The 24,170-nt window shown below is 65.0% G+C and carries 20 protein-coding genes and 1 pseudogene; 10 read left to right on the top strand and 11 right to left on the bottom strand.

Annotated elements, in window-relative coordinates; translation table 11 throughout:
- Window positions 1–3 precede the first annotated feature (3 nt).
- The 4 genes from ACCD03_RS01235 to ACCD03_RS01220 all read right to left on the bottom strand — a co-directional run bounded on the left by ACCD03_RS01235 (window position 4) and on the right by ACCD03_RS01220 (window position 3,487).
- Complete coding sequence (locus ACCD03_RS01235) at window positions 4–1,479, bottom strand: YncE family protein (protein ID WP_413410593.1); 1,476 nt, start codon at window positions 1,477–1,479, stop codon at window positions 4–6.
- Entirely contained in the window at window positions 1,476–1,958 is a 483-nt protein-coding gene (locus ACCD03_RS01230) for a DUF305 domain-containing protein (RefSeq protein WP_413410592.1), read from the bottom strand. Before ACCD03_RS01230 ends, ACCD03_RS01235 begins: the two co-directional genes overlap by 4 nt.
- Before the next feature lie 187 nt (window positions 1,959–2,145).
- Window positions 2,146–2,523, bottom strand: coding sequence for a cupredoxin domain-containing protein (locus tag ACCD03_RS01225; protein WP_413410591.1), 378 nt, complete (start codon window positions 2,521–2,523; stop codon window positions 2,146–2,148).
- Window position 2,524: 1 nt separating this feature from the next.
- Window positions 2,525–3,487 carry a metallophosphoesterase family protein gene (locus ACCD03_RS01220; protein ID WP_413410590.1) on the bottom strand — a complete coding sequence of 321 codons (963 nt, stop codon included), beginning with the start codon at window positions 3,485–3,487 and terminating at the stop codon, window positions 2,525–2,527.
- Between the two features lie 197 nt (window positions 3,488–3,684).
- Between ACCD03_RS01220 and ACCD03_RS01215 the strand changes: the two genes are divergently transcribed.
- The 9 genes from ACCD03_RS01215 to ACCD03_RS01175 all read left to right on the top strand — a co-directional run bounded on the left by ACCD03_RS01215 (window position 3,685) and on the right by ACCD03_RS01175 (window position 14,161).
- Window positions 3,685–4,320, top strand: a complete 636-nt coding sequence (locus ACCD03_RS01215) for an RNA polymerase sigma factor (protein WP_413410589.1) — start codon at window positions 3,685–3,687, stop codon at window positions 4,318–4,320.
- Window positions 4,310–5,140, top strand: a complete 831-nt coding sequence (locus tag ACCD03_RS01210) for an anti-sigma factor family protein (RefSeq protein WP_413410588.1) — start codon at window positions 4,310–4,312, stop codon at window positions 5,138–5,140. Before ACCD03_RS01215 ends, ACCD03_RS01210 begins: the two co-directional genes overlap by 11 nt.
- 228 nt (window positions 5,141–5,368) lie before the next feature.
- Entirely contained in the window at window positions 5,369–7,045 is a 1,677-nt protein-coding gene (locus tag ACCD03_RS01205) for a methyl-accepting chemotaxis protein (protein WP_413410587.1), read from the top strand.
- Between the two features lie 48 nt (window positions 7,046–7,093).
- Window positions 7,094–7,558: a chemotaxis protein CheW gene (locus tag ACCD03_RS01200; protein ID WP_413410586.1), complete on the top strand. Its 465-nt coding sequence runs from the start codon at window positions 7,094–7,096 to the stop codon at window positions 7,556–7,558.
- Window positions 7,559–7,563: 5 nt separating this feature from the next.
- Complete coding sequence (locus ACCD03_RS01195) at window positions 7,564–8,979, top strand: CheR family methyltransferase (RefSeq protein WP_413410585.1); 1,416 nt, start codon at window positions 7,564–7,566, stop codon at window positions 8,977–8,979.
- Window positions 8,960–9,661 (top strand): chemotaxis protein CheW, encoded by a 702-nt coding sequence (locus tag ACCD03_RS01190; RefSeq protein WP_413410584.1) that lies wholly within the window; start codon window positions 8,960–8,962, stop codon window positions 9,659–9,661. The genes ACCD03_RS01195 and ACCD03_RS01190 overlap by 20 nt, the downstream gene beginning before the upstream one ends.
- Window positions 9,658–11,988 carry a hybrid sensor histidine kinase/response regulator gene (locus ACCD03_RS01185; protein WP_413410583.1) on the top strand — a complete coding sequence of 777 codons (2,331 nt, stop codon included), beginning with the start codon at window positions 9,658–9,660 and terminating at the stop codon, window positions 11,986–11,988. The genes ACCD03_RS01190 and ACCD03_RS01185 overlap by 4 nt, the downstream gene beginning before the upstream one ends.
- Complete coding sequence (locus ACCD03_RS01180; protein ID WP_413410582.1) at window positions 11,985–12,992, top strand: chemotaxis response regulator protein-glutamate methylesterase; 1,008 nt, start codon at window positions 11,985–11,987, stop codon at window positions 12,990–12,992. The genes ACCD03_RS01185 and ACCD03_RS01180 overlap by 4 nt, the downstream gene beginning before the upstream one ends.
- A gap of 113 nt (window positions 12,993–13,105) precedes the next feature.
- Entirely contained in the window at window positions 13,106–14,161 is a 1,056-nt protein-coding gene (locus ACCD03_RS01175) for a diguanylate cyclase domain-containing protein (protein WP_045205921.1), read from the top strand.
- Window positions 14,162–14,212: 51 nt separating this feature from the next.
- Here the strand turns inward: ACCD03_RS01175 and ACCD03_RS01170 are convergent, their stop codons facing one another.
- The 4 genes and pseudogenes from ACCD03_RS01170 to ACCD03_RS01155 all read right to left on the bottom strand — a co-directional run bounded on the left by ACCD03_RS01170 (window position 14,213) and on the right by ACCD03_RS01155 (window position 21,654).
- Window positions 14,213–16,882 (bottom strand): EAL domain-containing protein, encoded by a 2,670-nt coding sequence (locus tag ACCD03_RS01170; protein ID WP_413410581.1) that lies wholly within the window; start codon window positions 16,880–16,882, stop codon window positions 14,213–14,215.
- 255 nt (window positions 16,883–17,137) lie between these two features.
- Window positions 17,138–19,264 carry a 3-hydroxyacyl-CoA dehydrogenase NAD-binding domain-containing protein gene (locus ACCD03_RS01165; protein WP_413410580.1) on the bottom strand — a complete coding sequence of 709 codons (2,127 nt, stop codon included), beginning with the start codon at window positions 19,262–19,264 and terminating at the stop codon, window positions 17,138–17,140.
- Window positions 19,265–19,277: 13 nt separating this feature from the next.
- Window positions 19,278–20,483 (bottom strand): acetyl-CoA C-acetyltransferase, encoded by a 1,206-nt coding sequence (locus ACCD03_RS01160; RefSeq protein WP_413410579.1) that lies wholly within the window; start codon window positions 20,481–20,483, stop codon window positions 19,278–19,280.
- Window positions 20,484–20,510: 27 nt separating this feature from the next.
- Window positions 20,511–21,654, bottom strand: a pseudogene (locus tag ACCD03_RS01155) (acyl-CoA dehydrogenase family protein).
- Between the two features lie 100 nt (window positions 21,655–21,754).
- On the opposite strand from ACCD03_RS01155, the gene ACCD03_RS01150 reads away from it, so the two are divergent.
- Window positions 21,755–22,774, top strand: coding sequence for a GlxA family transcriptional regulator (locus tag ACCD03_RS01150; protein ID WP_413410683.1), 1,020 nt, complete (start codon window positions 21,755–21,757; stop codon window positions 22,772–22,774).
- A gap of 4 nt (window positions 22,775–22,778) precedes the next feature.
- On the opposite strand, the gene ACCD03_RS01145 is transcribed toward ACCD03_RS01150, so the two are convergent.
- Genes ACCD03_RS01145 through ACCD03_RS01135 form a run of 3 tightly spaced genes read right to left on the bottom strand, consistent with a single transcriptional unit; the run spans window position 22,779 to window position 23,824 of the window.
- A complete protein-coding gene (locus ACCD03_RS01145; RefSeq protein ID WP_004632518.1) occupies window positions 22,779–22,913 on the bottom strand; it encodes a hypothetical protein in 135 nt (44 codons plus the stop codon).
- A gap of 46 nt (window positions 22,914–22,959) precedes the next feature.
- Window positions 22,960–23,352 (bottom strand): tautomerase family protein, encoded by a 393-nt coding sequence (locus ACCD03_RS01140; protein WP_413410578.1) that lies wholly within the window; start codon window positions 23,350–23,352, stop codon window positions 22,960–22,962.
- A gap of 55 nt (window positions 23,353–23,407) precedes the next feature.
- On the bottom strand, window positions 23,408–23,824 hold the full coding sequence (locus ACCD03_RS01135) for a MarR family winged helix-turn-helix transcriptional regulator (protein ID WP_413410577.1): 417 nt from the start codon (window positions 23,822–23,824) through the stop codon (window positions 23,408–23,410).
- Window positions 23,825–24,170 lie beyond the last annotated feature (346 nt).

The raw sequence follows: 24,170 nt of genomic DNA, 5'->3' as shown, positions 1-24,170 counted from the left end.
TGCCTAGCGCGCCTGAATCTGCACCGCAGTCGCAAGCTTGCCGGACATCACCGGTGCAATCACAAGATACCGGCGCGTGTTGCCAGCGTCCGCGTTGCCAGGCGTGACCACCTGCCGAATCTGCCCGATCGAGTTGACGATGGCGACACCGGCCGGGTTGGTCATGAAGCTCGCCAGGGTCTCAAGCGGGCCGCTGCCATCCGCATTCTGTGACAAGGCAATCGCATAGGTCTGCTTCGGCTGCAATCCGGTCACCGATGCCTGGAACACCTGGACGAGCCCCTGATCGAACAGCGCCACGCTGGTGGGGGCGGCCGATGCGTCGGACTTGTCTGCGGCGGCCGGCACGAGTGCGAGATGGCTGACCTGCCCCGCTGTGCCAAGCGGTTGCAGGTTCTCCGTGCCGTTGCCATCAGGCACAGCGTTCGGCACGTACGTCAGCGCCTGCGGTGCCTGCCCAATCGGAACAGTCGATACCACCTTGTTCGTCAGTGTGTCGATGACGGCCAGTGCGTCGTCATTCTCCAGGCCGACATAGATGCGGGTGCCGTCACCGGACGGCCATAGACCGTGCGGAAGCTTGCCGACGGGAATCGTCGCGACCTGTTCGAAATTGTCGGTCCGGAATACCTTGACCTGGTTCGTGCCGCCGATCGTCACATAGGCCAACGTGCCCTTGGCGTTATGCGCGAAGTTGACGTGGTTGGTGATGGGCCCGGTCTCGAACGACGTGATCGCATTGAACGGCGGGCGGGCGTTGAATACCTGCACCTTGCCGATGTCCTTCAATGTGAACCACACCTGCTTGCCATCCGGCGTGGCGGCAATGTTGGGACAGAACGGCGATTCCTGTTTGATGTGTCCCACGATCTTGTGATCGGCCGTCGAGATCACGACCGTTTCCGGATTGAACGACGAGCACACGTAGCCGTACTTGCCGTCCGGCGAAAAGATCTGCATGCCGGGGCCCGCCGGTACGGTAACGCGCGCCTTCTCTGCATAGGTATTGGCGTCGAGCACGGCGATGTAGTTTTCGCCGCGCACGGTCACCCAGACCTCGCTGCCATCCGGCGTGTAGAACGCTTCGTGAGGCGAGCGGCCAACATACGTGGTGTGTTTGACGGCGTTGGTCTGCGTATCGATGAACGTGACCGAGTTGGAGCCGACGGAGACCACCGCCAAGGTCCGGTGATCTGGCGAGAAGCCCATGCCATGCACCAGCACCTGTCCGCGGTAGAGCGGGCTGAAGTTGCCGGGCGCAGGATCGCCCAGCTTGATCACACCCAGGAGCGTGTTGCTGGCGGGGTCCGTGACGGACACCGTGTTCGAGAATTGCTCGGCCGCGTAGACGCGATCGCTGTGGCTGATGGGAATGTCAGGCGAGGCAAGGGATGCGGGTGCCTGCCCGGCGCTGGCGCTCGCGGCGCACGTGATGGCCGCTGCGGCAAGCGCCGTGGCAACAAACAGTCGGTTCGTCATCGGTCTTCCTGTTGGGGGGTGATGGTGTGGGCGTGATGCGCCGCATGGGATGCGGGCGCAGTCGTTGCGGAGGCCGGGCGGAGCTGCGTGGGGACCGGTGCCGACGGGGGCGGCGGCTGGCCAAGCGCCAAGCGCATCGCTGCAATCTCTTGCTGTTGCGCGACGACGATTTCCTGCGCGATGCGGCGCAGTTGTTCGTTCTGGCCGTAGCGCAGGTAGGCCACGGCCATGTCGATGGCGCCCTGGTGATGTGGCGTCATCATTGCGACGAAATCCTGGTCGATGTTGCCGCTGGGCTTTGCGGCCATGCCGTCCATCATCTTTGTCATGGCGACATCGTTTTCGGCGAGGAAGGCCTGCTCGCGATTGGCCTGTGGCGGCGCCTCCTGCGCAACTGCAGCGTGCGTCCCGATGCCTGACATGAGTGTGAACACGGCAAACAGCAACGTGCGTAGACGACGCTTCGAACGTGACGACATGTAGGTCCTCCAGAGTGCGGGTCGATGGCGTGCTAGTGGAGTAAACACCGTAGGCCGACGGTTTATTCCCGCGCGTCGTAAAGAATGTGTATGCCGCTGCAAGCACGTCATGCGTGCATCCTGTCAATGAAAACGCCCCGAACAGGTCGGGGCGTTTCACTTCGCTTTCTTCTTTGCTCTTTGCGCTTCAGGTGACGGTCAATGTTCCATTCATCGTCTCGTGGCCCGAGCCGCAGAAGATGTCGCACAGGAAATCAAACGTGCCCGTCTTGTCGGGCGTGAGCGCCACCCGCACGGTCTGCCCCGGCACGACGTCGGCGCGCACGTTGAAATCCGGAATCGAAAAGCCCATCAGGATGTCTTGCCCGGTCAGCTCGAACACCACGGGCACGCCGCGCTTGAGCGTGATCTTGTCAGGTGTGAAGGTGAACTTGCGCGCGTGTACGCGGATGACGGTCGGCCCCTCGCCATGCGCGACACAGGCGAGTGCCGCACCCGCCGCAAGCACGGTGAACTGACGCAGCGCCAAGCGGCGCTTGGGGTTGTGTGCAATGAAGGGGCGCATGTCAGGTGGTCTCCGGCGTCTTGGTGGTGGTGTTGGCTTCGCTGTTCGCCTGGATCGGCTGTTCGGCCAGCGCCCAGGTGGCGGTGTCCTGCTGGCCGTGCTCGGTGATGCTGCGCCAGCCCAGGCCGCGATACGGCGCTGCGGCATCCCACGGGATCGGGTTGCGTTTTGCTTGCGAGCCCGGCGCGGGTGGCGCGGGCAGCGGAAACATCAGCGAGCGTGCCGAATGGTGCGCAATGTGCCCCGTCATGTGATGGTGTTCTTGGTGGATGTGGCCGTAGAACACCGTCACGTTCGGGTGCGGCATCAACAGGTCGATGACCTGCTGGCCGTCGCGCGTGGCCCAGTCCCATTGCGGGTAGAGATCGAACAGCGGCCGATGCGTGAACACGACGATGGGCGTGTGCTCGGGCACGGAACGCACATCCGCCGCCAGCCACGCGAGCTGTGCCTCGCCCACGCGCGCCGATGGGTCGGACACGTTGTCGATGGCGATGAAATGCACGCCCTTGTGATCGAACGAATAATGCGTGCGGCCGAAGAATTCGATATAGGCCTCGCCGTTGTCGAGCGAGGCATCGTGTTCACCCGGCATGTAATGCACCACCGGCACCTTGATCTTGGCGGCAATATCGCGAAACTCGGCCAGGCGCTTGCGGCGCTCGACAGGGTCGTCGCTGATGTGGCTCAGGTCGCCCGTGAAGATGACAAAGTCCGGCGCGGGCGACAACGCATTCACTGCCGCGATCGCCTTGGGCAGGGTGCCTTGCGAATCCGGATTGGGCGCGCCCTTGAAGCCCCAGTGGGTGTCGGATAACTGCACGAAGTAGAAATCGTCCTGCTTGGTGCCGGCGGCGCGCGTGGTGGCCGCCATCGCCTGCCAGCCGGGCAGGCCGGATGCGTACACCAGACCGCCGACCGCGGCCAGTTGCAGGAACTGGCGTCGTCCGGGTTGCTTGCTCATGGGTGTCCCCTGCAATAGATGACCGAGTTGGGTAGCGGCCCAGCGCAATGGCAATGAAGGAAGCGCCGGTCCTGCCTGTCATACCGGCTGGGGTGCCCGCGTATTCCACAAGATTGGCGTTTCCACAAAATTTCTTCGGTGCGGGAATAAACTGGATTGCGCCCCGGTATACGGAGGTCAACTGCCTCCAGGCCGTCATGCCCGACCTGTCAGACACCCCGCTCGATTCGCCCACCGACGCCCAGCGCTTTGCGCAGGCGGTGCTGCCGCATGTCGACGCCGCCTACAACCTGGCGCGCTGGCTCTCGGGCGACGCGCAAGACGCCGACGACATCGTCCAGGAAGCCTGCCTGCGCGCGTTCCGGCTGTTTGGCGGGTTTCGCGGCGGCGACGGCCGCCCGTGGCTGCTGGCCATCGTGCGCAACACGTGGTTTTCGGAATGCGCGCGCCGCAAGCAGGCACCGGCCCAGCCGTGGGATGACGACGCGGCCGCTGGCCAGGCGAACGACGACAACGCCAGCTTTGGCGTCGACCCCGCCGCGCTGCTCGCCCGCATCGACGATGTGCGCCGCGTGCATGCCGCGCTGGCGCAGTTGCCGGTGCCGTATCGCGAGGTGCTCGTGCTGCGCGAGCTGGAAGACCTGCCGTACCGCGACATTTCCGCCGTGGTGGACGCGCCCATCGGCACGGTCATGTCGCGGCTGGCGCGTGGTCGGCAGCAGCTCGCACGCCTGCTCACGGAAGACAACGCGCAACCGCGCGCCAATGTGACGCCCATCCGCGCATCGGGCGGTTTGGGAAACAGCACCAAGGAGTTCCGCCATGAACTGTGACGACATCCGCGCGTTGCTGGCTGCCCGCGCCGATGGCGAACTTGGAGCGGCCGACAGCCTGCGCATGGAAGCGCATCTGGCCACGTGTGCCGCTTGCACCGACATTGCGGAGCGCCACGATGGCGTGGTGCGTGCGCTGCGGCAGGGCTTGCGTGCGCCGGCGCTCTACATGAAGGCGCCGGTGGGTTTGAGCAATCGCGTATTGCAAGCGGTGCAGGCCGTGCAGGCGGAGGCTGGCGTGCGCCCCGAATCGCCCCGCCCGCGCGCGCCGCGCCAGACGGAATCGCCATGGCGGCGCTTGGCCAACTGGTTGATCACGCCGTCCCGGGGGCTCGGCTTGGGATTGGGCGCCGGCGCGCTCGCGGCTGTAGCACTTGGTGTCGGCGTGCTGGTGGGCCGGCCCGATACGGCTGCGCTCACCGCGCACGACATCACGGCCAGTCATGTGCGGGCGCTGCTGGGCGCGCGGGAAACGGATGTGCTGTCGTCCGATCGGCACACGGTCAAGCCGTGGTTCAACGGCCGCATCGACTATGCGCCGCCCGTTACCGACCTTGCCGCACGCGGGTTCCCGCTCATCGGCGGCCGGTTGGACTACATCGACGGCCGCCCGGTAGCGGTGCTGGTCTACCGCTCAGCGCAGCATCCGGTGGACTTGTACGTACGCCCCGAAGCCGGCAGCGACACCGAACCCGCGCTGCGCACCGAGCGCGGCTACCAGTTGATGGTCTGGCGCAGCGCCGGCATGGGCTACTGGGCCATCACCGACGCGTCTGCCGACGTGGTGCAAGCGTTTGCGCGGGCAGTGCGCGGCGGCTGAGGGCTCCGGCGGGGAGGGCTCCGAGTGCTCGCCTGTGCTCAATGGGCGACGCTTCACCCTTGACCCGGCAGGGGCTTACCCTTGTATTGACGCGGAATCACACAGGTTTCGGTTCCGGTGACCGATACGTTCCTTTACCATTCCATACACTCCTGTGTGGCGCGCTCTGGGCCGCTTTCACGTCCTTTTCGCCACGGCTTTCTTGTCGGTTTCTTCTAGGTTTCAAACATGGTCTCTGCGACGCCCCGCATCAGCAACGCAACCCTGTCAGGCATGCTTCGCGGCGGCCGCTTCTCACTCGGCAACCGCATCGTCTTGAGCTTCGGTGTGCTGTTCATTTTGATGGTCATCATGGCGGCGGTGTCGTACACGCGGCTCCGCGCGATTGACGAAGAGGCCATGAGCCTGGAGCGCGATTCGGTACCGGGTTTGTATTTGTCGACATCGCTGCGCGCGGCAACGCGCAGTAGCCAGGCGATGCTCGAACGTGCATTGTTTGTCGATACCGATGCAGATGCCGTGCGGCGCGACCTGGACCGTGCGACCAAAAGCGTGCGGGAGCTGGATCAATACTCGACCGCCTACGATGCCACCATCTTCCGCGAGGATGACCGCCAGCGGTTCCGCGTGTATCGCGCCGCCATCGACAAATACCTGGTCATGTTCAACGACGCTGTGCAACAGGCGGCCAAATCCCGGCCGGCTGCACAGGTTGCGGCGCAACGTGCCATTCCTGCCTGGGAAGAGGCCGTGAAGGTTGCCGAACAGCTCGTGACCGACAACCGCGCAGCAGCCGACCAATCGGCGCAGCAGATTCGCAGCTCCGTACAGAGCACCGAGGTGACGCTGGCCGTGGCGCTTGGCGTGGTGTTGCTCGCCGCGCTGGCGTTGGGCTATGCGCTGTTCAAGGCGATTACGGTGCCGATGGCCCGTGTGGTGGATGCGCACGATGACATGCGCACCGGTAACCTGTCTGGCCGGCTCGATTTGCGCCGCAACGATGAATTCGGCACGCTGGAAGAAGGCTTCAACCGCATGGCCGAAGAGCTGGCGAGCCTGGTGTCGCAGGCGCAGAAATCTTCCCTGCAGGTGACGACGTCCGTGGCCGAGATTGCCGCCACCTCCAAGGAGCAGCAGGCCACCGCCGCCGAGACCGCCGCGACGACCACCGAGATCGGCGCCACCTCGCGTGAGATCTTTGCCACCTCGCGCGATCTGCTGCGCACGATGAACGAGGTATCGAGCGTGGCCGAGCAATCCGCCACGCTGGCCGGTGCCAGCCAGAGCGGCCTCACGCGCATGGAAGACACCATGCGCGGCGTGATGGAAGCTGCAGGTTCGGTCAACGCCAAGTTGGCGATCCTCAATGAAAAGGCGACCAACATCAACCAGGTGGTGTCGACCATCACCAAGGTGGCCGACCAGACGAACCTGCTGTCGCTCAACGCGGCTATTGAGGCGGAGAAGGCTGGCGAGTACGGCCGTGGGTTTGCGGTGGTGGCCACGGAAATCCGCCGACTGGCTGACCAGACGGCGGTTGCCACCTACGACATCGAGCAGACGGTCAAGGAAATCCAGTCGGCCGTTTCCGCAGGCGTGATGGGCATGGACAAGTTCTCGGAAGAGGTGCGACGCGGTATGCGTGACGTGCAGCAGGTCGGCACGCAGCTCTCCCAGATCATTACCGAAGTGCAGACGCTGGCGCCGCGCTTCCAGATGGTGAACGAGGGCATGCAGACGCAGGCCACCGGCGCCGAGCAGATTACGCAGGCGCTGTCGCAGTTGTCCGAAGCCGCGCAGCAGACGGCGGAATCGCTGCGCCAGTCGTCGCAGGCGATTGATGACCTGACGCTGGTGGCCAACCAGCTTCGTACCGGCGTGTCGCGCTTCAAGATCGAAGCCTGACCCGCCGCGCATCCGCATTGAGGTGTTTTTGCTGTAGCGAGAATCGCCATGCTTTATCTCCTGTTCCAGCTCGATGGCGACCGCTATGCGCTCAACGTGGCGCAGATTGCTGAAGTGCTGCCCTTGGCCGCCACCAAGTCGATTCCGGGTGCGCCAGCGTGGGTGGCGGGCGTGATCGAACGGCATGGCGCGCCCGTGCCGGTGATCGACGTGCCGCAGCTTGCCTTGGGCCGCCGTGCGCGGCCGTTGCGCTCCACGCGTCTGGTGCTGGTGCGCTATGAATCCGCCATCCGTGGCGACGAGGCACCGCTGCTGGGCCTGATGCTCGAGCACGCAACGCACACGCGACGTATCGATGATGCGCACTTTGCCGACAGCGGTGTCGCCACGCCCAATGCGCGCTGGCTCGGTTCCGTGGCAAGCCTGGGCGATGGCCTCGTGCAGCGGGTCGATACCGAGGCGATGCTCGACGCGCGCGTGCGTGCGTTGCTGTTTCCGGCCACCGTTGGCTGATCGTCATGGTGGCCGTTGATCCCCGCTTTGAAGCCTGGCTCTCGCACGAGACGGGCATTGACGCGCCGTCGCTTGGTGCGAACACGCTGGAGCGCGCCGTGCTGGACCGCACGCGCGCAATGCTGGCCGAGCGCGGCATGCTGAACACCGTGGACGCAGCGGCGCTGGACGCGTACTGGCTGCGCCTGAACACCGCCCCCGAAGAACGGCAGGCCCTGATCGAAGCGCTGGTCGTGCCCGAGACGTGGTTCTTCCGAGACCGCGAGGCCTTCGTCACGCTTGCCCGCGTGGTGGGCGAAAAACTTGCGCGCGAGCCGATGCGCGTACTGCGCATTCTGAGTGCGCCGTGCTCGACCGGTGAAGAGCCGTATTCCGCGGCAATGGCCTTGCTCGATGCAGGCATCGACCCCGCGCGCTTTACCATTGACGCGATCGACATCAGCGCGCGCGCCATTGAACAGGCAAGGCGTGCGGTGTACGGGCGCAATGCTTTTCGAGGCCACCCGCTGACCTTCCGCGACCGGCATTTCACCGACGTCGACGGCGGCTGGCAGTTGAGCGACACCGTGCGCGGGCTGGTGCGCTTTGCTCAGGCCAACCTGTCGGACGCACCGGCCGATGACACACGCTACGACTTCATCTTCTGCCGCAACGTGCTGATCTACTTCCACCGCGATGCGCAGGATCAGGCGATTCGCCGGCTCGATTCCCAGCTGGCGGAAGACGGCATGATTTTCGTCGGCCCCGCTGAAACGGGCCTGATGATGCGTCATGCGATGAGCTCTGCGCGCATTCCGCTGGCGTTTGCGTTTCAACGCACGGCGGCCAGTGAAACAGGTGTTCGGGCGCCGTTGCCGTTTCGCTTGCCACTGCCGCCCGAGCATGCGGCTCCGGTGGTGGGGTTGCCCGGCGTGGCGTTGCCGTCGGTGCCTGTGCGCCCTGTAGCGGTGCGCGCGCCTGCGCCCTCCAGGCACAATCCTGGGCCCAGCCTTGCCGAGCGGCCGTCGCGTCCGACCATTCCCGAGATCGACACCGTGCTGCGCGAGCCGCCCACCGTGGCCGACGCACGGCGGCTGGCCGACGCCGGCAATCTTGACGAAGCCGAACGTGTGGCGCTGGAGATCGCCAACCTGCGCGCACCCGAAGCCGATACGTTCTACCTCCTCGGCCTGATTGCCGATGCGCGCGGGCGCCAGGCAGATGCGGGGAATTTCTACCGCAAGGCGCTGTACCTCGAACCCGCGCATTACGAAGCGCTGACCCACCTGGCCGCGCTGCTCGACGTTGCCGGGGATACCGTGGGCGCACGCCAGCTCATGCTGCGTGCGGAGCGCGCCCTGGCGCGCCAGGACAAGACCCCATCTGCACTCTCCGGAACCCCGGAGCACTCACGAGGAACGCATGGCGCACGCCGTCCATGACCACGCGGGCGTTACCACGCTCGTTGATGACTGCTGGAACCGCATCGGCACGCGTGGCGATCAATCCTGCCCGCGCCTGCCTGAGTACGCGCGCTGCCTGAACTGCCCCATCTTTGAAGAGGGGGCCGCTGCGCTGCTGGATCGCGCGCTGAGCGATGCCGACCTGGAAACCGCGGCGCTGGCGCATCGCACTGCCGCGCCGCTGCGTACGCTGGAGCAGGCGGGCGCGGAGCTGGCCGTGCTCGCATTCCGTATCGCCGACGAATGGCTCGCGCTGCCGGCAACCGCGCTGCGGCAGATCGATACACCGCGCGCCATCCACACGTTGCCGCATCGGCGTAACCGGGTGGTGCTGGGGCTGGTCAATATTCGCGGGGCGCTGACGGTGGCGGTGTCGCTTGGCGAGTTGCTGGGGCTGGATCAAGCGGGCAGCAAGCACGCCGGGCGCAATGGTTATGCGCGGCTCTTGGTGGCTGCACACCGCGATGAACCGGCCGTCTTCCCGGTGGATGAAGTGGAAGGCGTGCTGCGCTTTCCGGCCACCGCGCTGCTGCCGGTGCCGTCCACGCTCACGCACGCGACCACGGCCCACGCACGCGGCGTGCTGGCGTGGCGCGATGCCACCATTGGCCTGCTTGATACCGACCGCGTGTTCGACTCGATTGCCCGGAGCCTGCGATGAGCATGGATGACGATCTGGGCCGCCAATCGTTGCTGGCGCTGTTCCATGAAGAAGCGCAGACGCAGACACGTGTGCTGTCCACCGGACTGCTGACGCTGGAGCGTACGCCCGCCGATGCCGCCGCGCTCGAAGCCTGCATGCGTGCGGCACATTCGCTCAAGGGCGCGGCGCGCATCGTCGGCCTGCAGGACGGTGTAGACGTTGCACACCGCATGGAAGAATGGTTCGTAGCAGCGCAGCACGGCACGCTGGTACTCAGCGCTGCGCATATCGACGTGCTGCTGCGTGGCACCGATCTTCTGCTGCGTGTCGGCCTGCCTGCTACGGGCGGTCAGGTGCCGCGAGCGGAGGTCGATGCCGTGCTGGCTGCGTTTTCCGCGCCGGAGAGCGCCGCCGCCGCACGCGCAGCTACAACGTTTGCCGAACCGGAGCCCGCCACCGAAGACGCCACGCTGCAGGCCGCGATGGCGCTGCTCAATGCCGAGGTGACGGCGCTCTCTACGCCTCCGGTGCCGCCACCCGAACCCGCTGCACCCGCACGGCAACGTGCGCCCATCGGCAGCACGAGCGATTCGCATCGCATGCTGCGCGTGCGCGCCGACAACCTCGATCGTCTGCTGAGCCTGTCGGGTGAATCGCTGGTGGAGTCTCGCTGGCTCAAGCCGTTTGGCGAATCGATGTTGCGCGTCAAACGCACGCACCGTGCGGCAGCGCTGGCGCTCGATACGCTTTACGAAACGCTGGTCGAGCGGCTCGACCGGCATGCCGACGCCGACATGCACGCTGCGCTGAACGACGTGCGCCAGATGCTCAGCCACATGCAGCAGACGCTGGGCGAACACATCGACGATCTTGACCGCTTCGATCGGCGCAGCACACACCTTGCTCAGCAGTTGTACGACGAGGCATTGCAGTGCCGCATGCGGCCGTTCGGCGATGCTACGCATGCCTACCCGCGCGTGGTGCGCGACCTGGCACGCTCACTGGGCAAGCAGGTGCGCTTCACCATCGTCGGTGAGGCCACGCAGGTCGACCGTGACATTCTCGACATGCTTGACGCACCGCTTGGCCACCTCCTGCGCAACGCCGTCGACCATGGCGTGGAAACGCCCGCAAGCCGCGAGGCACAAGGCAAGCCAGCGGAAGCCGGCATCACGCTGGAAGCGCGCCACAGCGCGGGAAAACTGCTGATTACCGTGGCAGATGATGGCGCCGGTATCGACCTGGAGGCGGTGCGTGCAGCGGTGGTACGGCGCGGGCTGTCCGATGCCGAGACCGCCAGCCGCCTGTCGGATCACGAGTTGCTCGACTTCCTGCTGCTGCCGGGTTTCTCGATGCGCGAGCAGGTGACGGATGTGTCCGGACGTGGTGTCGGGCTCGATGCCGTGCACGAGATGGTCAAGGCGGTGCGTGGCACCGTCCGCATCCACAATGAGCCGGGGCGTGGCACGCGCTTCATGCTGCAGTTGCCGCTCACGCTATCGGTGATCCGCAGCTTGCTGGTGGATGTGGGCGGCGAGGCGTATGCGTTTCCGCTGGCCTACGTGCGGCGCACGCTTGAGCTGGCCCGCGCCGAGATCGACATGCTCGAAGGCCAGCAACATTTCCGCTTCGAGGGCCGCCCGACGGGATTGGTGACGGCGCACCAGTTGCTCGGTACGCAACCCCCGGGCGAAGCGCGCGAGAGCGTGCCGGTGGTCGTCATCGGCGAGGGCGCGGAGACATACGGCATTGCTGTCGACCGCTTCCTGGGCGAGCGCATGCTGGTGGTTCAGCCGCTGGATGCTCGGCTTGGCAAGGTGCGTGACATTGCCGCCGGTGCGCTGATGGAAAACGGCGATGCCGTGCTGATCGTCGATGTCGACGACCTGCTGCGTTCAGTCGACAAGCTCGTGCGCGGCGGCCAGCTCGACAAGGTGCAGCGTGGGCAGGGCGTGACCGTGCAGCAGCGCAAGCACGTGCTGGTGGTGGATGATTCGCTCACGGTGCGCGAGCTGGAACGCAAGCTGTTGGAAAAACGCGGCTACGCCGTCACCGTGGCCGTAGACGGCATGGACGGTTGGAACGCCTTGCGCGGCGCAGACTTCGACCTTGTCGTTACCGACATCGATATGCCGCGCATGGATGGCATCGAACTTGTCACGCTCATCAAGCGCGACGCCGCGCTCAAGGCGCTGCCCGTGATGGTGGTGTCCTACAAGGACCGCGAGGAAGACCGCCGCCGTGGCCTGGATGCCGGCGCGGATTATTACCTCGCCAAAGGCAGTTTCCACGATGAAGCGCTGCTCGACGCAGTGCGCGACCTGATTGGAGAAGCGCGGACATGAATATCGGCATCGTCAACGATATGCCGCTGGCCGTTGAAGCCATGCGCCGCACGATCGCACGCCGGCCCGAGCACCGCGTGCTGTGGGTGGCGATCGATGGGGCGCAGGCCGTGGAATTTTGCGCTGCGCAGCCGCCCGACGTGGTGCTGATGGATCTGATCATGCCCCGCTTTGATGGCGTGGAAGCCACCCGACGGATCATGGCGTCGCGCAACCCGTGCGCGATCCTGGTGGTGACCAGCAGCGTGGGTGCCAACGCGTGGCGCGTGTACGAGGCGATGGGCGCCGGTGCGCTGGACGCCGTGGATACGCCCACGCTCGGCGGCGGTCCGGATGCCGGCGCCAACCACCCGCTGCTTACCAAGATCGACCAGATCGGCCGCCTGCTGGATAAACCCGTGGTGCCGAGGCCGTGTGCGGGCACCCCCGCGCGTGATGGCGCGGTGCCTCTGGTGGCCATCGGCGCCTCTGCCGGTGGGCCCACCGCGCTGGCCGCCGTGCTGGGCAAACTTCCAGCGGAGTTTGCCGCGGGCATTGCCGTGGTTCAGCACGTTGACCAGGCCTTCGCAGCCGGGATGGCCGAATGGCTGAACGGCCAGACTGCCCTGAAAGTGCGCGTGGCCGTGGAAGGCGACCGCCCGCATGCAGGCGAGGTGCTGCTCGCGGCCACCAATGACCACATGCATGTGCTGTCCGGCGGTACCTTCGGCTACACGCATGAGCCGGCCAGCACGCCCTATCGGCCGTCGGTCGACGTGTTCTTCCACAGCGTGGTCGAGCACTGGCGGGGCAACGCCATCGGTGTACTGCTTACGGGCATGGGCCGCGACGGCGCCATCGGCCTGAAGGCAATGCGCGCCAAGGGTTACCACACCATCGCGCAGGACGCGGCCACCAGCGCGGTGTACGGCATGCCCAAGGCCGCGGCTGCGCTGGATGCGGCGCGCGCCATCCTGCCGCTTGACCGCATCGCCGACGAACTCATCGCGCTCGTGCGCGCCTGAAGCACGCACGAGCCATCGCCATGACACACATAACCAGAAACGGGGAGCATCACATGACCAACCAACCACCTGAGATTCCGGATCATCCGGATGGTGCTGACCAGAATAAGCCCATGCCTGCAGCGGAAGCCGCGTTGGAGGCCGCACGCGCGCTGTTGCGTACACCGGCAGCTGCCGATGTGCCAGTGATGGTGCTGCTGGTGGACGATCAGGCCATCGTGGCCGAGGCCATTCGTCAGGCGCTGAGCAGTGAAGATCGTATCGATTTCCACTACTGCGCGCGCTCGGACGAGGCGATGATCGCCGCCATCCAGACGCGTCCCACCGTCATCCTCCAAGACTTGGTGATGCCGGGCACCGACGGCCTGACGCTGGTGCGCGACTATCGCGCCAACCCGGTGCTGCGCGACGTGCCGATCATCGTGCTGTCGACCAAGGAGGAGCCGGTCATCAAGAGCGCTGCGTTTGCAGCGGGCGCCAACGACTACCTTGTCAAATTGCCGGACCGCATCGAATTGCTGGCGCGCATCCGTTACCACTCGCGCTCGTACGTCAACCTGCTGCAGCGTGACGAGGCGTACCGCGCGCTGCGCCAGTCGCAGCAGCAGTTGCTCGAAGCCAATCTGGAACTGCGCCGCCTGACCAACTCCGATGGCCTGACCGGCTTGGCCAACCGCCGCTATCTCGACGAATACCTGAGCGCGGAATGGCGGCGCGGCGCACGCGAGGGCACGACGCTGTCGTTCCTGATGATCGATGTCGACAACTTCAAGCTCTACAACGACACCTACGGCCATGTGGCCGGGGACGAGGTGCTCAAGCGCATCGGTAGCACGGTGGAAGCGTGCCTGGGCCGCCCTGGTGACTTGGCGGCGCGTTTTGGCGGAGAGGAGTTTGCCGTCGTGCTCCCCGGCAACAGTGCCGAGGGGTTGAAGCAGTTGGCAGAGAAGATCCGCGGTGCGATCGAGACCCTGCAGGTGCCGCACCTGCATTCGTCCACTGGCGACTACGTAACGGTCAGCATCGGCGGCGCGCTGGTGAATCCGGTGCACGACGTGCCGACCACCACGCTGATCGAAGCCGCCGACCTTGCGCTGTATCAGGCCAAGCACGAAGGCAAGAACCGCACCGTGGTGGGCGCGGGTTCACGTGCGGCCCGGGGCGTCTAGTTGCTGCAAGCCATACGGGCCGAATGATCGAAGCGGCCTGCGCCGTGGTACCTAGGTTTCGGCAAGCTGGCTTTTGGCCACAAAGGCTTCAAACGCGGCGGGCGGCACCGGCGGGCAGAAGAGGTGGCCCTGGCCGTAGTCACAGCCCGCCGCCACCAGGATCGCCTTCTGCTCCTCGGTCTCAATCCCTTCGGCAATGACCTTGATGCGCAGCGCGTGCGCCATGCTTACGATGGCGCTGCACAGTGCGATGTCTTTTGGGTCGTGCGCGAGGCTGCGCACGAATGACTGGTCGATCTTGATGTAGTCGATATCAAAGCGCTTCAGGTACGAGAGCGACGAATACCCCGTGCCGAAATCGTCGAGTGCAATGTCCACGCCCGCGCGCCGGAATTCGTGCAGGTGCTCGATCACCTCCGCGCTGTCGGCCATCAATGAGCCTTCGGTAATTTCGACGACCAGGCTGTGCGGCGGAAGCCCCCGGCGCTCCACCACCTTGGGCCACGATTCGGTGCTCGACTGGTGCGCGCGGAACTCCAACGGCGACTTGTTGACCGACACCTGCATCGTGTTGTCGAGCGTGGCCTGCCAGTGCGTGAGCTGGTCCAGCGCTCTGTTCAGCACCCATTTGCCGATCTCGACGATCAGCCCGGTGTCCTCAGCCACCGGAATGAAATCCGCCGGATCGATCTCGCCCCGCACGGGGTGCGTCCAGCGGATCAGCGCCTCTGCCTTGCGGACCTTGCCCGTGAGCAGATCGACGATGGGCTGGTAGTGCACCGCAAGCTGCCCGTGCGCGAGCGCCACGCGCAAGTCGCTGGTCACGCGCAGGCGTTCCTGTTCGGCACGCTGCAAGGCCGGGGTAAAGACGGCCCATTGATTGCGTCCCGCGCTCTTGGCCGCAAACATGGCCTGGTCTGCGCGCACGAGCAACGATTCCGCAGTGTCGGCATCGCGCGGGTACAGCGCCACCCCGATGCTGGCCGACACTTCCACGCTTTCCTGGCCAAGCTGCAGCGGCGTGGCAATGCGCGCGAGCAGGCTGCGAATGATGGGCGTGACCGCCCCGGCATCGGACAGGTCCGGAAGGATGATGGTGAACTCGTCGCCCGCCAGCCGCGCGACCGTATCGGTGCCGCGCACGATGGCGGAGATGCGCCGGGCGATCTCCTTGAGCAGGACGTCGCCCTGGTCATGGCCGAGCGTGTCGTTCACTTCCTTGAAACGGTCCAGATCGATGAACAGCAACGCCAGTTGTGTAGACGTCTGCCGCGCCCGCGCAATCTCCTGCCGCAGGCGGTTGTAGAACATATGCCGGTTTGGCAGATCGGTAAGCGCATCGAAATTCGCCTGCCGCCAGATCACCTCTTCGGCGCGCTTCTTCTCCGTCATGTCGTGGATGAGCGCAACCCGGCGTGGCTCGCCCAGCGTGCTGTCTGCAAAGGTGTCGATCGTGAGCAGCGCGGGGAATTCGCTGCCGTCCTTGCGGCGGATCAGGTATTCGCCGCTCCACGACCCCTTGGTTGCAACGCCCTCGCGCATGGCTTCGATCACAGCCCGCTCGTTGCATTCGGAGCGGATGGCGTCGCTGGACTGACCCTTGAATTCCTGCGCCGAATAGCCCGTGGTGACGGTAAAGGCAGGGTTCACGTCGATCACGCGCCCATCAAGCGTCGTCACCATCATCGCTTCGCTGCTCGATGCATAGACCATGGAGGCCAGGCGCATCTCTTCGATGTGCCGCTTGCGCTCGGCCCCCTGGTAGCGAAGCGTGAAATACAGCAGCGCGAGCAGCAGGGTGGAGCCGGCCGCCTCCACCAGCGCAGTGCGCCGATAGCCGTCGTAAGGCGCCAGCACCGAGGCCACCGACTCGCCCACCAGGAAGTAGAGCCCGATCTCGGGCACATGGTGATAGCCGATGATGCGCTCCACGCCGTCGGTGCCCGATACCACGCGGTAGTTACCTGTTCCCAGTGCACCCGGCTTGTTGAACTGCCGGGCGCGCGGCGGTTTTTCGATACCCGCGGTCGGGTTGGGCACGCGGGCCAGGACCTGCCCAGACTCGCGGATGATCGTGGCAGCCCCGTCCTTGCCAATCGCAAGCGTATTCGCAAAGCTGGCGAACTGTTCCGGGCTGACCGACACCACGACCACACCGGCAAACTGCCCAGCCCTGAGGATGGGGCGCGTGAACTGGATCGACCACTTTTTCGAGACCTTGCCCTGCACCGGGTCGCTGATGAACAGCACGTCGCGTCCGCCCGATTCCTTGTGCACGCGAAAGTGCTCGCGCTGGCTCAGGTCGAGGCGTTCTGTTGTGGGGCCGATGCTGGAGTAGACCAGCATTCCGTTCTCGTCGATCACGGCCACCTGGAAGGTCAGGTCGCGCACCGCCTCCTGCCGTTCGTGGATGACGTGCTCGAACACGTCGCGACCGGACAGCCAGCTCGCGCGCAGATCGAGCAGGAACTCGGACACGCGCCGCACGCTGCCAAGTGAGTACTCACCAAATGCCCGGGCTTCAACCTGGGTGCGCGCCTGCGCATCACGGATCAGCCTGTCGCGTTCTTGCGTGAGTTGATGGAACGTGAACGTCCAAATGAACAACAAGACCATCGCCGCACCGACGTTCAGCGGCGACAGCAGCCTCTGCCGCCATCCTTGCTCGGGCGTGTTATCAGTCGTGCCATCAGAAGAACCCTTCGATTGCTCTGCGGGCATCCCCACTCCAGCGTTTGCGTGTCCAGTTGGCTCGGGCACGCGCGCAGCGTGCCTGATGTCGGCAATTTTATGTGCCTTCCACTCTATATCGGAGCGAAGCACATGTGTCTTAAGCCGAACGGTCAGATCAACGCCTGGATGCGCAATCGTTTGCTTCTGGGTGGGCAACCCTGGGCGGCACCCGGGTTGGTGCTTGGGCGCAACGCTTGCCGTGTGAGGCACCGCGCGAACTTGGCTCGCGCGGTGCTGGAGAGGTCAGCGCTCGTAAAACGCGGTGCCTTTATCTGCCATGTCACGCAGCAGTGCGGGCGGCGTGAACCGGCGGCCGTGTTTCGCAGCCAGCCGGTCGCACAGCTCGACAAAGGCGCCTACCCCCATCCGATGGATGTGCGACACCGGTCCGCCCCGGAATGCCGGGAATCCCCAACCCAGCAGCGCGCCCACATCGGCATCGCGCGGGTCGGTCACCACGCCTTCATCCAGACAGCGTGCCGTTTCCACGGCCTGCACGGTGATGAGGCGATCGACCAGCGTCCGCACGTCGGGCTGCGCGGCGGCTTCTGGGTATTCGGTCGCCAGCCCGGGCCACAGCGTTTTCTTGCCGCTTTCCGGATAGTCGTAAAAGCCCTGGCCGGCTTTGCGGCCGATGCGGCCCAGCGCGACCATGCGCTCGGCCACGGCTTCACCCGGGCGCTCGATGTAGGCGACACCGAGGTCGGCGCGGGTCTGCTGGTTGACCTTGTGGATCAGTTCGCTGGAAACCTCGTCGATCAGCGCAAGCGGCCCCACCGGCATGCCGGCCAGCAGCCCGGCGTTTTCGATCAGCGCAGGCGCCACGCCTTCGGCGAGCATCGCCAGGCCTTCGAGCACGTAGGTCGAAAACACGCGGCTCGTATAAAAGCCGCGGCTGTCATTGACCACGATGGGCGTCATGCCGATGGCTTTCACGTAATCGAGCGCCTGCGCCAGCGTGGCCCGCGTGGTTTGCCGGGCGACGATCACCTCCACCAGCGGCATCTTGTCGACTGGCGAGAAGAAATGCAGCCCGATGAAGTTGCCCGGCCGCTGGCTTGCTTCGGCCAGCCCCGTGATCGGCAGCGTGGACGTGTTGGACGCGAAGATGGCATCGGGGGACAGCACGGCCTCGGCCTGGCGCGTGACGTCGGCCTTGATGTCGCGCTGCTCGAACACGGCTTCAACGACGAGGCCCGCGCCATCCAGGTCGGCGTAGGACGTGGTGGGCTGAATGCGCGCGAGCAGCGCTTCAGCCTGGTCGGCATGCAGGCGGCCGCGCTGTACCTGTTTCTCGACGAGCTTGCGCGAATAGTCTTTACCGCGCTCGGCGGCTTCTTGCGTGGTGTCGAGCAGCACGACGGGCAGCCCGGCCTTGGCCGTGACGTAGGCGATGCCGGCGCCCATCATGCCCGCGCCCAACACGCCCACCTTGGCGTAGCGACGCACCGGCACATCGGCGGGACGCGCGGCCAGTTTGTTGGCCGCGTTCAGGCTGAAGAAAAGGGTACGGATCATCGCGCGGGCCTCCGGCGATAGCACCGCTTGCACGAAGTAGCGTGCCTCGGTCTTGAGGCCCGTATCAAGATCGGTGATGAGCCCTTCGTACACGCACGACAGGATGCTGGCCGCTGCCGGATAGTTGCCGTAGGTTTTCTGCCGCAGCAAGGCGTTGGCCGCAGTGAATAGCTGCTGCACGGCGGGGCTGGAGATGCCGCCTCCGGGCACCTTGTAGCCCTTGATGTCCCACGGTTGCTTCGCGCGGGTCTGGCCTTCGCCCAGCAGCCACGCGCGCGCAGCATCGGCTTCTTCGCCCGCGTTGACGACCGCATCGACAATGCCGAGCTTGAGCGCCTCAGCAGCCTTGATGCGCTTGCCTTCAAGCAGCATCGGCAGCGCTTTCTGCACACCAATCAAGCGCGGCAAACGCTGCGTGCCGCCACCACCCGGCAACAGGCCGAGCGTGACTTCTGGCAGGCCGAAGCGCGCGCGGGCGTTGTCGGCCGCCACGCGGTAGTGGCAAGCGAGCGCAATCTCCAGCCCGCCGCCCAGCGTGGAGCCTGGCAGTGCGGCGGCCACGGGTTTGCCGCAGGATTCCAGCTTGCGCAGCATGCGGTGCAGCTCGCACGTGCGTTCAAACAACGTGGCTGCATCGTCGCTGGCCTGCAGCCATTCGAGGTCGCCGCCGGCAATGAAATCCGCCTTGGCGGAAGTGACGAGGATGCCCTTGACGCTTGCATCCGCGCACACGCGGTCGATGGCGGCAAAGAAGGCGGCGCAGGTTTCGCCGTTAAGCACGTTCTGCGCGCGGCCCGGCTGGTTCCACGTCAGCGTGGCGATGCCGTCGGTGTCGAGGGTGATGTCGATCATGTCAGCACGCTCCTTAAACGCGTTCGATGATGGTGGCGGTGCCCATGCCGGCGCCGACGCACAGCGTGGCGAGGCCCGTGCTCGCTCCACGCCGCTCCAGCTCGTCGAGCAGCGTGCCGAGAATCATGGCGCCCGTGGCGCCGAGCGGATGGCCCATCGCAATGGCGCCGCCGTTCACGTTGATGCGGTCATGCGGCACGGCCAGCACCTCCATGAAGCGCAGCACGACGGAGGCAAAGGCTTCGTTGAGTTCGTACAGGTCGATGTCGGATGCAGACATACCGGCGCGCTTGAGCGCCTTCTCTGCTGCGTAGGAGGGGCCGGTCAACATGATCGACGGCTCCGAGCCAATGCTCGCAAAGCTGCGGATGCGCGCACGCGGTTTAAGGCCCGCGCGCTTGCCGGCCTCGCGGCTGCCGATCAGCACAGCCGCGGCGCCATCGACGATGCCCGAGCTGTTGCCCGCGTGGTGCACGTGTTCGATGCGCTCAAGCTCTGGATAGCGCTGGCGGATCACCGCGTCAAAGCCGTATTGCTCGCCCAATTCCGCAAACGAGGGTTTGAGCTGCGCGAGTGTGTCGACGGTGGTTTGCGGGCGGATCATCTCGTCGCGGTCGAGGATGGTCAGGCCGTTCTGGTCGCGCACCGGCGCGATGGAACCCGTGAACCAGCCGGCGGTGCTGGCTGCATGCGCACGGCGGTGGCTCTCGGCGGCGTATGCGTCGACGTCATGGCGGCTGTAGCCCCACTTGGTGGCGATGGTGTCGGCCGATACCCCTTGCGGCACGAAGTACAGCGGGATCGCGGCTGCCGGGTCGACCGGCCATGCGCCACCGCTGGCGCCCATCGGCACGCGCGACATGCTCTCCACCCCGCCGCCGATGGCGAAGTCGCTCTGCCCGGCCATGACCTGTGCGGCGGCCATGTTGCAGGCCTCCAGGCCCGAGGCGCAGAAGCGGTTGATCTGCACGCCGGCCGTCGTCTCGGCATAGCCGGCTGACAGCACTGCCACGCGGCCAATGCACGCGCCTTGTTCGCCCACGGGTTCCACGCAGCCGAGCACCACGTCATCCACGAGCGATGTGTCGAGCTGATTGCGGTCGCGGATGGCGCGCAGGGCAGTTGCGGCCAGGCGCAGCGGCGTCACACCGTGCAGGCTGCCGTCCTTCTTGCCTTTGCCGCGCGGGGTGCGAACGGCGTCGTAGATATAGGCTTCCATAGCGTTGCGTCCTGAAGGTCGTGCTCGTTAAAGGGTGCGGGCGATCAGCTCTTTCATGATCTCGTTGGTGCCGCCGTAGATCTGCTGCACGCGCGAATCGGCGCCACGCGCGGGCGATGGGGTATTCCCACATGTAGCCGTAGCCGCCGTGCAGTTGCACACAGCGGTCCATCACCTTGAATTGCAGGTCGGTGGTCCAGTACTTGGCCATCGATGCGGTGGCGGCATCAAGCTTGCCGGCCAGCTTGAGCGCGATGCACTGGTCAACAAACACGCGGCCAATCTGCACTTCGGTTTTCAGTTCCGCCAGTGCGTGCCGCGCGGTCTGGAAATCGAGGATGGATTTGCCGAAGGCCTGGCGCTCACGCACGTAGCGCAGCGTCCATTCAAGCGCGCCCTCGGCCGAAGCGATAGCGCCGATGGCAATCTGCAGGCGCTCCCACGGCAGCTCCTGCATCAGGTAGGCAAAACCGCGGTGTTCCTCGCCGAGCAGGTTGCCGGCCGGCACGCGCACGTTGTCGAAGAACAGCTCGGCGGTGTCCTGCGCTTTCATGCCAACTTTCTTCAGGCGCTTGCCCTTGCTGAAGCCCTCCATGCTCGTGTCGACCACGAAGAGGCTCGTGCCCTTGGCGCCGCCTTCGGGCGTGGTACGCGCCACCACGATCACCATATCGGCGTGCCAGCCGTTGGTGATGAAGATCTTTGAGCCGTTGAGAACGTAGTGGCTGCCGTCGCTGCTACGCGTTGCGGTGGTGCGCACGCCTTGCAGGTCGGAGCCCGCGCCGGGTTCGGTCATGGCAATCGCGCCGATCATCTCTGCGCTCGCCAGTCTGGGAAGGTAATGCTGCTTCAATGCCTCGCTGCCGTAGTGCAACAGATAGGGCGCGACGATTTCCGAGTGCAGGCCGAAGCCCAGGCCCGTGGCGCCCGCACGGGCAATCTCTTCCATCAGCACGGTGCTGTAGCGAATGTCGGCACCAGCGCCGCCGTAGGCTTCGGGCATGCTGGCGCAGTGGTAGCCGGCGGCGGCCGCCTTCTCCCAGATGGCGCGGTCGACGTAGCCCTGGTCTTCCCAGCGCTCGTGGTGGGGCAGGACTTCGGCGTCGATAAAGCGGCGGACGGATTCTCGGAAGGTGTCGTGTTCAGCGTCGAACAGCGTGCGGGCAATCATGGCGGCTCCTGATGGCGGCTCTGGATCGGCGGCGGATGGGTTGCCGTATTTCAACAAGGCCGCGACAATTCCGGTTGATCCAGATAGCCACTTTATTGACATGAAGCGCCAGCCGAAAGCAGCCTCCAAACGCCACGGTGTGCACGCGCGGGCCCGCATCGCCATTCTGCTGCCGCCTCGCCTGTTTGCCGGCTACGTGTTTCTCACTCAAGAGATGCTGCTGGTGGCCGGCACCATGCAGGCGCGCAGCGTGGATGTGATGGGCAGTCGGCTCTTCGACATCGATCTGCTGTCCGCCGACGGTGCCCCCGTATCGAGTTTTGGCGATATGCCCGTACCCGCCACGGCCGCACTGGTCGATACCGCTTACGACGTCGTGATCGTTCCCGCACAGTTCGCCCCGGAGGCGGCGTTGGACGTGGAAGAGGCGCGCATCGCCGGTTGGCTGCGCACGCGCTATGACGCCGGCGCCCTGGTGGTTGGCATGAACGCGGCGCCGCTGTTTGCCAAGGCTGGACTGCTGGATGGTTGTAGAGCGACCGGGCTGGCGAGTGAGCGCGCCTGGTTTGCCCGGCATTTTCCCGACGTGCGTTATACGCCGGACCAGCCTCTGGCAGTGGATGGCCGCATCATCACCGTCAGCGGCATCAACCCCGCCGTGGACGCCTGCGCGTACGTCATCGATCACTGCTGTGGGGTGGGCGCCTCTCGCCGGATGTTGCGCACGGCGCTCACGCAATCCCTCCCGTCGTACGAGCACATGGCCGTGTGGACGGCGCAGTTCAAGCGCCACGGCGATGCGGCCATCCTGGCCATCCAGGAAATCTTGGAGCGGGAATTGGCCGTGCCGCCCGGATTGGCGGAACTGGCAGCCCAGGCAGCGATGAGCGAGCGAACCTTGACGCGCCGTTTTGCCGCCGCCACGGGCAGCAACCTGCGGCGTTACGTGGCGGCGTTGCGGTTGGAACTGGCAGCGTTTCTGCTGCGCACGGGCCGACTGCCCCTCGATCACATTGCCGATGAATGCGGTTACGGCAGTGTCAGCGCACTGAGCCGCGCGTTTTCTGCCGGCCAGGGTTGCAGCCCCCTGCAATACCGGGCGCAACAGCGCACGCGCTGAAGCGTCACGGACGCAGAAGATCGAAGCCAGCCAGCAACACCACACCCGAGAGCGCGGTCAGCGGCAACGAATGTTGGCCAAAGTACAGCAAGGCGGCGGCCAGCCAACTGGCCGCGAAGAAAGCGCTCATGCGGTTCATGATTTCACCTGTTCTTTGTTGGGTGGGGGCGGTGCGACCGGCACATTTACGCGTGCTGGTAGCGGTACTCCTGCGTCTTGCCGCCGTAGCCGTAAGTTGCGGCGCGAACGTCCTGCACATAGATATAGCTCTCTTCATGCAGATTGCCGAGTAGCTCAGCAAAAGCCGTGAACGCCTCGGCGATGTATTGCGCCTTCTCCGCCTTGGTATTCGTTTCGTCCGTCACCTTGATGTCGAAATAGACGCTGTTCTTGCCTTGTGCGGCCAGCGTCTGCCCGCCGACTATCCAGTCTTCCGGGTCTACATAGTCGATGGCGATGGCCGTTACCTTCGGGTCCTTGCCCAGGATGCGGGAGGTGAGTTCCAGCAGCGTGGAGGAGATCTTCTGCGTCATTTCTGCAGAACGCTGGGCACTGACTTTGACGTTCAGGATGGGCATGATCGTTTCCCTTATTAGTTAGCAATGCAATTATTTAATCAAAAAAAACGGACGCTCATGTCAGGGTGGAGCGCACACCTCGGATCTTTGTCACCGTATCGGTGAACTCGTTGCTGCCCAACACGCGCTTCAACCTTGCGGTGACGGCGCCGCTCGCCTCATTCAACGCTGCACCGATCTTGACCGCTTCCCGCGTCGGAAAGATGGCGGTCTCGCGGCCGTCGGCTTCCGTTTTGCGGCGTTCGATCAGGCCCTTGGCTTCTAGGCCATCGAGCGAGCGCGTTGCCGTGGGGCGCGTGACGGACATCGCTTTCGATAACTCGCTTTGCAACATGCCCGGCCGGTCGACGATCGCGCGGAGCATGAAGCCTTGCGGCGGCGTGAGATCGAAAGGCGCGAAGGCGTCTGCCCAGACGCGGTCGAGCTTGCGGGCCAGGGCGGTGGTGTTGAAGTAGAGGCAGTGGTCGAACATGGTGAAGTGGATGATAGTTGCTGATGGTTAGATATGCAACTTGTTTTTTTGTGTTGTTGGTCCACCTCTCTTTCGTTCCCTGCCGGGACCGACCTACTTTTCTTTGTCTTGCCAAAGAAAAGTAGGCAAAAGAAAGGCGCGCCCGAGATGGCGACTTCCCCTTGGATTTGTGTCGCGGGGAGGGGAAGGAGCCAAACTCGCTGCGCTCAGACAGGGCTCCTTCCTTAATCCTCCCCGCAACAAAAATCCAAGGCGCCATCAAGGGCTCAACGTCAAAAGAAAAAGGCCAACCCATCGCGCGGTTGGCCTTTCTCGTTTGGGCTTGCACTGAGATGGTTTGGCCTTT

Source organism: Ralstonia sp. Ralssp135 (genome assembly GCF_047304345.1).
Classification (GTDB): Bacteria; Pseudomonadota; Gammaproteobacteria; order Burkholderiales; family Burkholderiaceae; genus Ralstonia; species Ralstonia chuxiongensis.
The sequence above is the reverse complement of the archived record's forward strand: the minus strand, read 5'-3'. Positions and strand labels throughout refer to the sequence as shown.